The 7,592-nt window shown below is 34.8% G+C and carries 7 protein-coding genes and 1 pseudogene; 4 read left to right on the forward strand and 4 right to left on the reverse strand.

What is annotated here, in order from left to right; genetic code table 11:
- On the reverse strand, positions 1-268 hold a 268-nt coding region (locus DMP16_RS06695), incomplete at its 3' end, for a CBS domain-containing protein (RefSeq protein WP_143577006.1).
- Between the two features lie 104 nt (positions 269-372).
- Between DMP16_RS06695 and DMP16_RS06700 the strand changes: the two genes are divergently transcribed.
- Together DMP16_RS06700 and DMP16_RS06705 are read left to right on the forward strand one after the other, a co-directional pair.
- Positions 373-825 carry an 8-oxo-dGTP diphosphatase gene (locus DMP16_RS06700; RefSeq protein ID WP_069282714.1) on the forward strand — a complete coding sequence of 151 codons (453 nt, stop codon included), beginning with the start codon at positions 373-375 and terminating at the stop codon, positions 823-825.
- A gap of 20 nt (positions 826-845) precedes the next feature.
- A complete protein-coding gene (locus DMP16_RS06705) occupies positions 846-1,931 on the forward strand; it encodes a glucose 1-dehydrogenase (protein ID WP_069282715.1) in 1,086 nt (361 codons plus the stop codon).
- Here DMP16_RS06705 and acs read toward each other — a convergent pair.
- On the reverse strand, positions 1,920-3,884 hold the full coding sequence (gene acs, locus DMP16_RS06710) for an acetate--CoA ligase (protein WP_069282716.1): 1,965 nt from the start codon (positions 3,882-3,884) through the stop codon (positions 1,920-1,922). The genes DMP16_RS06705 and acs overlap by 12 nt on opposite strands.
- Before the next feature lie 247 nt (positions 3,885-4,131).
- Here acs and DMP16_RS06715 point away from each other — a divergent pair, with 247 nt between their 5' ends.
- Positions 4,132-5,889, forward strand: a complete 1,758-nt coding sequence (locus tag DMP16_RS06715; RefSeq protein ID WP_069284628.1) for a chloride channel protein — start codon at positions 4,132-4,134, stop codon at positions 5,887-5,889.
- On the opposite strand, the gene DMP16_RS06720 is transcribed toward DMP16_RS06715, so the two are convergent.
- Together DMP16_RS06720 and DMP16_RS06725 are read right to left on the reverse strand one after the other, a co-directional pair.
- Positions 5,881-6,480 (reverse strand): sulfite oxidase-like oxidoreductase, encoded by a 600-nt coding sequence (locus tag DMP16_RS06720; protein WP_069282717.1) that lies wholly within the window; start codon positions 6,478-6,480, stop codon positions 5,881-5,883. The two genes, DMP16_RS06715 and DMP16_RS06720, sit on opposite strands and share 9 nt — an antisense overlap.
- Positions 6,481-6,851: 371 nt before the next feature.
- The gene (locus DMP16_RS06725) at positions 6,852-7,238 is read right to left on the reverse strand and encodes a phosphate-starvation-inducible PsiE family protein (protein ID WP_069282718.1); all 387 of its coding nucleotides are present in this window, start codon (positions 7,236-7,238) and stop codon (positions 6,852-6,854) included.
- 37 nt (positions 7,239-7,275) lie between these two features.
- Here DMP16_RS06725 and DMP16_RS06730 point away from each other — a divergent pair.
- A pseudogene (locus DMP16_RS06730) lies at positions 7,276-7,592 on the forward strand (mandelate racemase/muconate lactonizing enzyme family protein); the annotation flags it as partial.

Raw genomic sequence — 7,592 nt, forward strand, 5'->3', positions numbered from 1 at the left:
CTTCGTAAACCGTTACTGGATTATTTGTCATCTTATCGGCAACGTTTATAGTAGACATCTTATAAAGATCTCCTTGAGTACAAACGTTTCCACAATATTCTAAGGATAAACCTAAAAGATCTCTGGTAGTTAAGAGCCCCTCTATTTTCTCGTTAGCCACAATAATCCTGCCTATTCCTCCCTCATTTATTTTCTTAAACACGATACCTAACTTGTCTTCTCTGCTCACAATCGGGGGATTTACTACCATTAAAGTCTTAATATTCACAATTAGTATCTTACAATATTCCCTATTAAATATATTCATTACAGAGATAAATCAAATTCAGCTATCTACTTTATTTAACTTAAAACTAATAAGTTAGAGTTAGGATGTTAACTTGTATCTCTATAGTCCAAAAAGGAAATCAAGTGTTATTAATATATAAGAAGAGAGGATTCGGTAAAGGACTTTATAATTTCCCCGGAGGTAAGTTTGAGGCAAATGAAAATGGAGAGGAATGCGCGATAAGGGAATTACGGGAAGAAACTGGTATAGTTGCGAAAAAGGCCGTGTATAAGGGGAGAATTACTTTCGTCCTAGACAGTGAGATAGCCCAACTTATGGAAGTCTATGTAATAAATGATTTCGAAGGACAGATAAGGGAAACTGATGAGGCTGTACCATTATGGATTGACGTTAATCGGATTCCATATGATAAAATGTGGGAAGACGACAAAGAATGGGTTAGATTAGTTTTGGATGGATATAGTATTGACTGCAAATTTTATTTTTCTGACAATTGGAAAATATATAATGGAGGATCGTGTAAAACATTTAAATAATTAGAGTACAAAATTTTTATATGAAAGCAGTAATAGTTAGACCCCCTAATAGAGGAATCGAAGTGAAGGAAATCGACTTAGGGATTAAGCAACCTAATTCTAATGAAGTTTTAGTAAAAACGTTATTCACGGGTATTTGTGGAACGGATAGAGGTATTGTAAACGCACAGTTAACATTTTCGAGATCTCCAAAGGGGAAAGACTACTTAGTGTTAGGTCATGAAGGATTTGGACAAGTCGTTGATGTCGGAGATGGGATCAAGGAGATCAAAAAGGGAGATTATGTAGTTCCGATTGTGAGAAGGGGTTGTGGTAAATGTTCCAACTGTTTAGTCGGTAGGCAGGATTTTTGTGAAACTGGTGAATTCGTAGAAGCCGGTATTAGAGGTCATGATGGTTTCATGAGAGATGAATTTATTGAAAAAGAGGAATATTTAGTTAAAATACCATCGGAGATAAAGGATATCGCAGTGCTTTTAGAACCTTTATCAAATGTGATAAAAGCATATAACGAGTTAACTTTTGTACAGAGAAGGATGATATGGTGGTGTAAAGAGGGAAGTTATTCTTGTAAAAATGCTGTTATAATTGGCTCTGGTCCAATAGGTATTCTTTTTGGTATGCTTTTCTCTTCACAGGGTTTTAATACTTATATTTTAAATAGGAGAGATCCATCTGCAGTAGAAGAATATATCACAAAAAAAGCTAATATTGAGTTCGTAAATACGCTGAAGACTCCAAGTTTATCGCTTAATATAGACGTTTTAGTAGATACTTCTGGTCATCCGTCGGCTTTTATCCCACTAATGAAACTACTTAACAAAAACTCTGCAGTGGTACTGTTTGGTACAACTGGTGGGGAGAAGTCAGAAATCACTGCTGATTTGGTTACATTTCTAGTTGAAAATAATATATTGCTAGTTGGTAGTGTTAATGCTAGCAAAAAGGATTTCATGGATGGTGTAAACTATTTAACGGTATGGAAGAATATTTATGGTGATTCTCTGAATAGGATGATAACAAGAGTAGTTAAGGCTGAAGAGGCTCCCTCAGTTTTGTACAAAAAATCTCCTGGCGAGATAAAAACTGTAATATCATGGGCTTAATTGATGTTTAAGTTCTTCTATAGCTCGTTTTATCTCTTCCATTGATGCTTCGTCCTCAAGTGTTGAGATGTCTCCTGCACTAGATCCTAACATTACAGCCTTTATTACTCTTCTCATCACCTTGCCGGACCTAGTCTTCGGCAAAGCTTTAACGAAATGTATATCTAAAACTACTATTGGTCCCAGTATCTTTCTTACGTGTTCTTGAATACTATTAGCTAACTGAGGTGAAGGTTCATATCCTTGTTTTAAGACTACGAATGCATGAGCTACCTCTCCCTTTACTTGATCTGGAATCCCAATTACGGCAGCCTCGGCTACAGATTGATGTGAAGTTATAGCTGATTCTATCTCGCCGGCTCCTAACCTGTGTCCAGCTATCTTTAACGTTTCATCGGCTCTACCAGTCACCCACACGTATCCTTCGGAGTCTATCATAGCAAAGTCACCAGTATAATAAATGTTAGGGAACTTATTGAAGTAAGTCTTTATGAGCCTTTCACCATTATTATCATTCCACATCCCTATCATCATACTTGGTGGGAATGGTGGTTCCATAACTAAATATCCCCTTTCATTTACTATCTCTTCTCCCTTATCATTCAATACTTTAATCTTATTTCCCGGTAATGGAAATCCTGATGAAGGTCCAGACTTCATAGGTAAGTATAATGGATAACCGGGCATATAGCCAATATTTGGAGCACCGGTTTCAGTTTGCCACCATTGGTGAGACATATAAACTCTTCCTCTTCCAATGCTTTCTAAACCAAATTTCCATGGAGCATAGTTTAACGGTTCCCCATTAGTAACGATGATTCTAAGTGATGATAAATCGTGAGCTCGTATATAAGAATCACCATACTTCATCAAGTATCTTAAGAATGTAGCAGAGGTTCCAAATGTGGTAACTCCATATTTTTCAATTAGTTCAGCCCATTTATCTGGATAAGGATAATCTGGAGCACTTTCATAGACAACTACGGTCCTTCCCATGATTAAGGGGGAATAAGTTATGTAAGAATGTCCTACAATCCAGCCAATATCCGAAGTGTTGAACAAAACATCATTTTCTTGGCTTAATCCATAACTCCATAATAACATAGCTGAAGTACCTACTAAAAACCCCCCAGTTGAATGAACTATTCCCTTAGGCTTTCCAGTAGTTCCCGATGTATAAAGGATAAACAAAGGATGAGTGGACTCTACTGGCTCTGGCTCAATATACTTATATTTTCCTATCTCGTCAAAGAAAACATCTCTTCCTTCCTTAAATGGTATCTCAATTCCAGATCTTTTATATACTATAACATTTTTTACTGAATTGTTAGGAATTTTAGTAAAGGCTTCATCGACAACCTTCTTTAACTCTACTATTTTTCCCCTTCTATAGTAAGCATCAGCAGTTATCACTAATTTAGATTCAGCATCGCTTATTCTATCAGCTAATGCTTGAGAGCCGAAACCGGCGAAAACTACACTATGAATTGCTCCGATTCTTGCACAAGCAAGCATTGATATTATTCCTTCTGGTGTCAGTGGCATGTAAATTGTCACTCTATCACCCTTTTTGACACCTAATTCTCTAAGGGCATTACTCCATTTATTTACTTCATAAAACAAGTCTTGGTACGTTAATACTTTCTTTTCTCCCCTTTCAGATTCCCAAATTATGGCAGCTTTGTATTTTTTATTACTATTGAGATGTCTATCTATAGCATTGTATGAAGCATTTAACTTTCCACCAACAAACCATTTTGTTAATACTTCTTGCTTAAAGGTCTCTATCCAAGGCTCATACCAACTAATTAGCTCATTAGCTAATTTACCCCAAAAACCAGCTGGGTCTTCAACACTCTTCCTGTATATATCCTTATAGAGCCTTTGATTGTAATCAACTTTTTCCACTATCTCTTGTAATTCCTTAATTGTTCCAGAAATTTCTTGAGTCATATGGAATCATATAAATTTGTTTATATCATACTAAAAAACCTTATTCCCCACTATTTAGATTAATTAGAACATTCAAAAATGTCCATACTTTCTGACGAGCTAAGCTGTCAAACCATGAGAGGGAGAAAAGTCAAAATTTATTGAGGATTTGATTTTGTTATTTTTTAATCTATTAATTTATATCTTAATACTTTATGGGATTTATTTCAAAATAGCTTTATCAAGTTTTTCAGGTTCAAATTTAGATATGAAGATTTCTTCATTGCCATATTTTGAAAAATGGTTAATTTTAGGTATAATCCTAGGAGTCGTTATAGGGTTACTTGTAATATTATTTTACTTCTTACTTAACCTTTTTACTCATATATTTTTAATGGATTTCGTTGAAATTTCTTATCCGTATCCAATAGGTGAAGGTGGTTCCTTAAATTTCGTATTTAGAACTGGAAGGTATATTCTTATACCAGTTTCCCTAGCGATCGGAGGCTTATTATCCGGTTTGATAGTATATTTTTTCGCTCCGGAGACAGCTGGAAGTGGAATTGACTATGCTATTTCCTCTTATCATTACAGACAAGGTAAAATGAGGTGGAGAGTAGTTCCAATAAAAATAATTGCTTCAGCAATAACCATGGGTTCTGGCGGAAGCGCGGGTAGTGAAGGTCCGTCAGCTCAATTCTCAGCTGGAATTGGATCAGTAATCTTAGACTTATTAAGATTGTCACCAGAAGATAGAAGAAGAGCTGTCGCAGTGGGAATAGGAGCTGGAATTGGTATAATTTTTAAAACACCAATTGGCGGAGCGTTACTAGCTTCTGAGATCCTTTACAAAAGGGATTTAGAACCAGAAGTAATATACCCCGCCTTAGTAGCTTCTGCAATTGGCTATACAATATTTGGATTATATGCAGGGTTTGAACCTATATTTGGATATTACTCAATTCCCTTTAATCCATTAAGGCTTCCAATGTACGCAATCATAGGAATAATTTCTGGCTTGTTGGCAATACTATATGTGAAGACGCTTAATGGAGTTAATACCCTCTTCGTAAGAATGAAAAAAGTTCCTAATTATTTGAAACCTTTAATAGGCGGTGGATTAGCTGGGTTAGTAGCATTGATGGCTCCAGAGGTTTTATCTACCGGAGAAGGATGGATAAACTTAGCCGAATATGGGAAGTTCTCAGCTTTTTATTCTCCCGTTCTCCCATTATTAGCTCTTTTAGTATTGCTTCCTATTTTAAAAATACTAGCAACATCTTTTACAGTTAGCTCTGGTGGTAGTGGGGGTGTCTTCATACCGGGTTTATTCATTGGTGCTTTTATTGGGGCTGATTTTGGCTTAGTTTTCCATTACTTCTTCCCCAATGTAGCCTCTTCCTTAGCACCATTTGTAATTATAGGTATGATAAGTTTCTTTGCAGCAGCTGGCAAGGTTCCGTTATCTGTTCTCATAATGGTAACTGAGATGACTGGTAGTTTACAGCTATTACCTGGAGCTATGATAGCTGTAGCGCTATCATATTTAGTATCAGGTAATTATACGATTTATCCATCTCAGTTGACTTCTAGAAGAGATTCACCAGCACATAGATCAGAGTATGAAACACCGATCCTTACACTAGTTAAAGTTTCCTCGTGTAAAATAGACGATATTAAGGTTAGATTTCATGATACAGTAGAAAATGCATTAAAGCTAATGTATGAGAGGAATTATCTAAGTTTACCGGTAGTTGATGATAATTCCAACTTCATCGGGGTCGTGTATTTAAAGGAGATTGAGGATAAACCATTAACAGATATGGTAGGCAAATACGTAGTTAGGGGAACCCCTTATGTTTCGTTAAGCTCTTCATTAGAGGAAGCCTTAGAAATACTAGCTAAAAGTAAATGTATTCCAGTGGTAGATAAAAACAAACTTTTAGGGATAGTAACTATTGAATCAGTTTTACAAGCTTATGAAGAAGAAGCTAAAAAGGTAAGACAAAGTAGTAAGTTACAATAATGGTCTTCTTCTAGAATGTTTACCACCTTGTCCCTTAAATCTTTCCTCTTCCCAAACGTTTCCACGCTCATGATAGCCTCTTTCTTCCCAATAACCGTCTACGTATTCTTTCAAAAACTCTATTTCTGTTAACCATTTAGCACTCTTCCAACCATATAAATGGGGTATTATTGGTCTAGCTGGAAAACCATGTTTTAGAGGTATTTTATCACCATTCATCTTCAATGCTATGATTACATTTTCCTTTAATACATCATCATAAGGTACAATTGACGTATATCCGTCTAAGCTATAGAACATAACCCATTTGACTCCTTCCCTAACCTTAGCTAAGTCTATAATTAACTTGAAAGGAATCCCTTCCCATTTAACCTCCTTAACTGACCAGCCTGTAACACAATGGAAGTCTTCTACTATTTCCTTCATTGGCATTTTTAGTAAATCATCGTAAGTGAGTGATACTTGATTCTCAACCTCTCCACTAACCTTAAGCTTGTACGAGTTTAAATTAACTTCAGGTAGTCCAAATTCAGCATACACTATAAAGTTTCTTACGTACTTCTGATTAGGTGGTATTTTTAACTCTTGCATAATGCTAGATTTAATAACTACAAATAAAAGCTTGAGTTAGAAAAATTTTAATATAGTTCGTAACAAAAAAGGAAAGAAGAAGGATGTTCTTAAAGTAATGATAGAATTAATTCTAATTTGCATGAATTTTTGCATTATAAAGTAAAACGTTCTATTAGTGACTTTTACAGTTGCCGTTATTAAGCTATGTTTTAAGTCAAACTTATTGAAGATCCTAAGCTACTGTATATTAATGATCCAATTTTACATATTCGAAACTTTACTACATTTTCATGCAAACTGGTGAGTGTGATGCATTAATAATTAATTTACTAAACAAATATGATCACAATAAAGAGTGAAGTATATTATGATCGAGATTGTGGTATATATTATTTACTAGCTAAAAATCTTGATAAAGTTAATATTCCTACTATTCCTGCGAGGATTAGTAAGTTCGTTATACTGGTGTTAGCGGAGAAGAGTTCTAGAATTATTTCTCTAACTACAAAAGATATTCCAGCGTCAATAACATTTGCTATACTTCTTTCTTTTCCAGATAGATAATTATTTACAGCTATATACAACTCAAGAAAGACCAATATTAGAAGGGATCCTATAATAGTCGAGTTTACTAAGTCAAGTATATTTAACTTTATGACATCTGACACTATTTGAAGTACTGTTAAAATTACTTGGAAAATGATGCCCAATAATAATATAATTCTTATTATATATCCAACAAATTTTATTATATCCTTATCATTTATACCTCTCATTGTGAAAGACTTATATTTTAATATCAAAATATAGTTTATGAAAATCAAGGAAATTGAACCTATACTTCTTACCCACAAAGAGAAGGGAAGTGCTACATGGGCTTCTAGTATGATTATAGTAAGACTAACGACAGATAATGGAATGGTAGGTTATGGGGAAGCAGTACCTACGTTGAGAATAATATCAGTATATAACGCTATAAAGCAGGTCGCAAAAGGATATATAGGTAAGGAAGTTGAAGAGGTTGAAAAGAATTATCATGAATGGTATAAACAAGATTTTTATTTACCTAGATCATTTGAGTCTGTTACTGCTTTGAGTGCTGTTGATATTGCTTCTTGGGATGTTATTGG

The sequence above is a fragment of the Sulfolobus sp. B1 genome (assembly GCF_007050195.1).
Taxonomy (GTDB): Archaea; Thermoproteota; Thermoprotei_A; order Sulfolobales; family Sulfolobaceae; genus Saccharolobus.

Coding starts and splice junctions, on each gene's coding strand:
- DMP16_RS06700 (WP_069282714.1), top strand. CDS start 373: ATGTTAACTTGTATCTCTATAGTCCAAAAAGGAAATCAAGTGTTATTA.
- DMP16_RS06705 (WP_069282715.1), top strand. CDS start 846: ATGAAAGCAGTAATAGTTAGACCCCCTAATAGAGGAATCGAAGTGAAG.
- acs (WP_069282716.1), bottom strand. CDS start 3,884: ATGACTCAAGAAATTTCTGGAACAATTAAGGAATTACAAGAGATAGTG.
- DMP16_RS06715 (WP_069284628.1), top strand. CDS start 4,132: ATGAAGATTTCTTCATTGCCATATTTTGAAAAATGGTTAATTTTAGGT.
- DMP16_RS06720 (WP_069282717.1), bottom strand. CDS start 6,480: ATGCAAGAGTTAAAAATACCACCTAATCAGAAGTACGTAAGAAACTTT.
- DMP16_RS06725 (WP_069282718.1), bottom strand. CDS start 7,238: ATGAGAGGTATAAATGATAAGGATATAATAAAATTTGTTGGATATATA.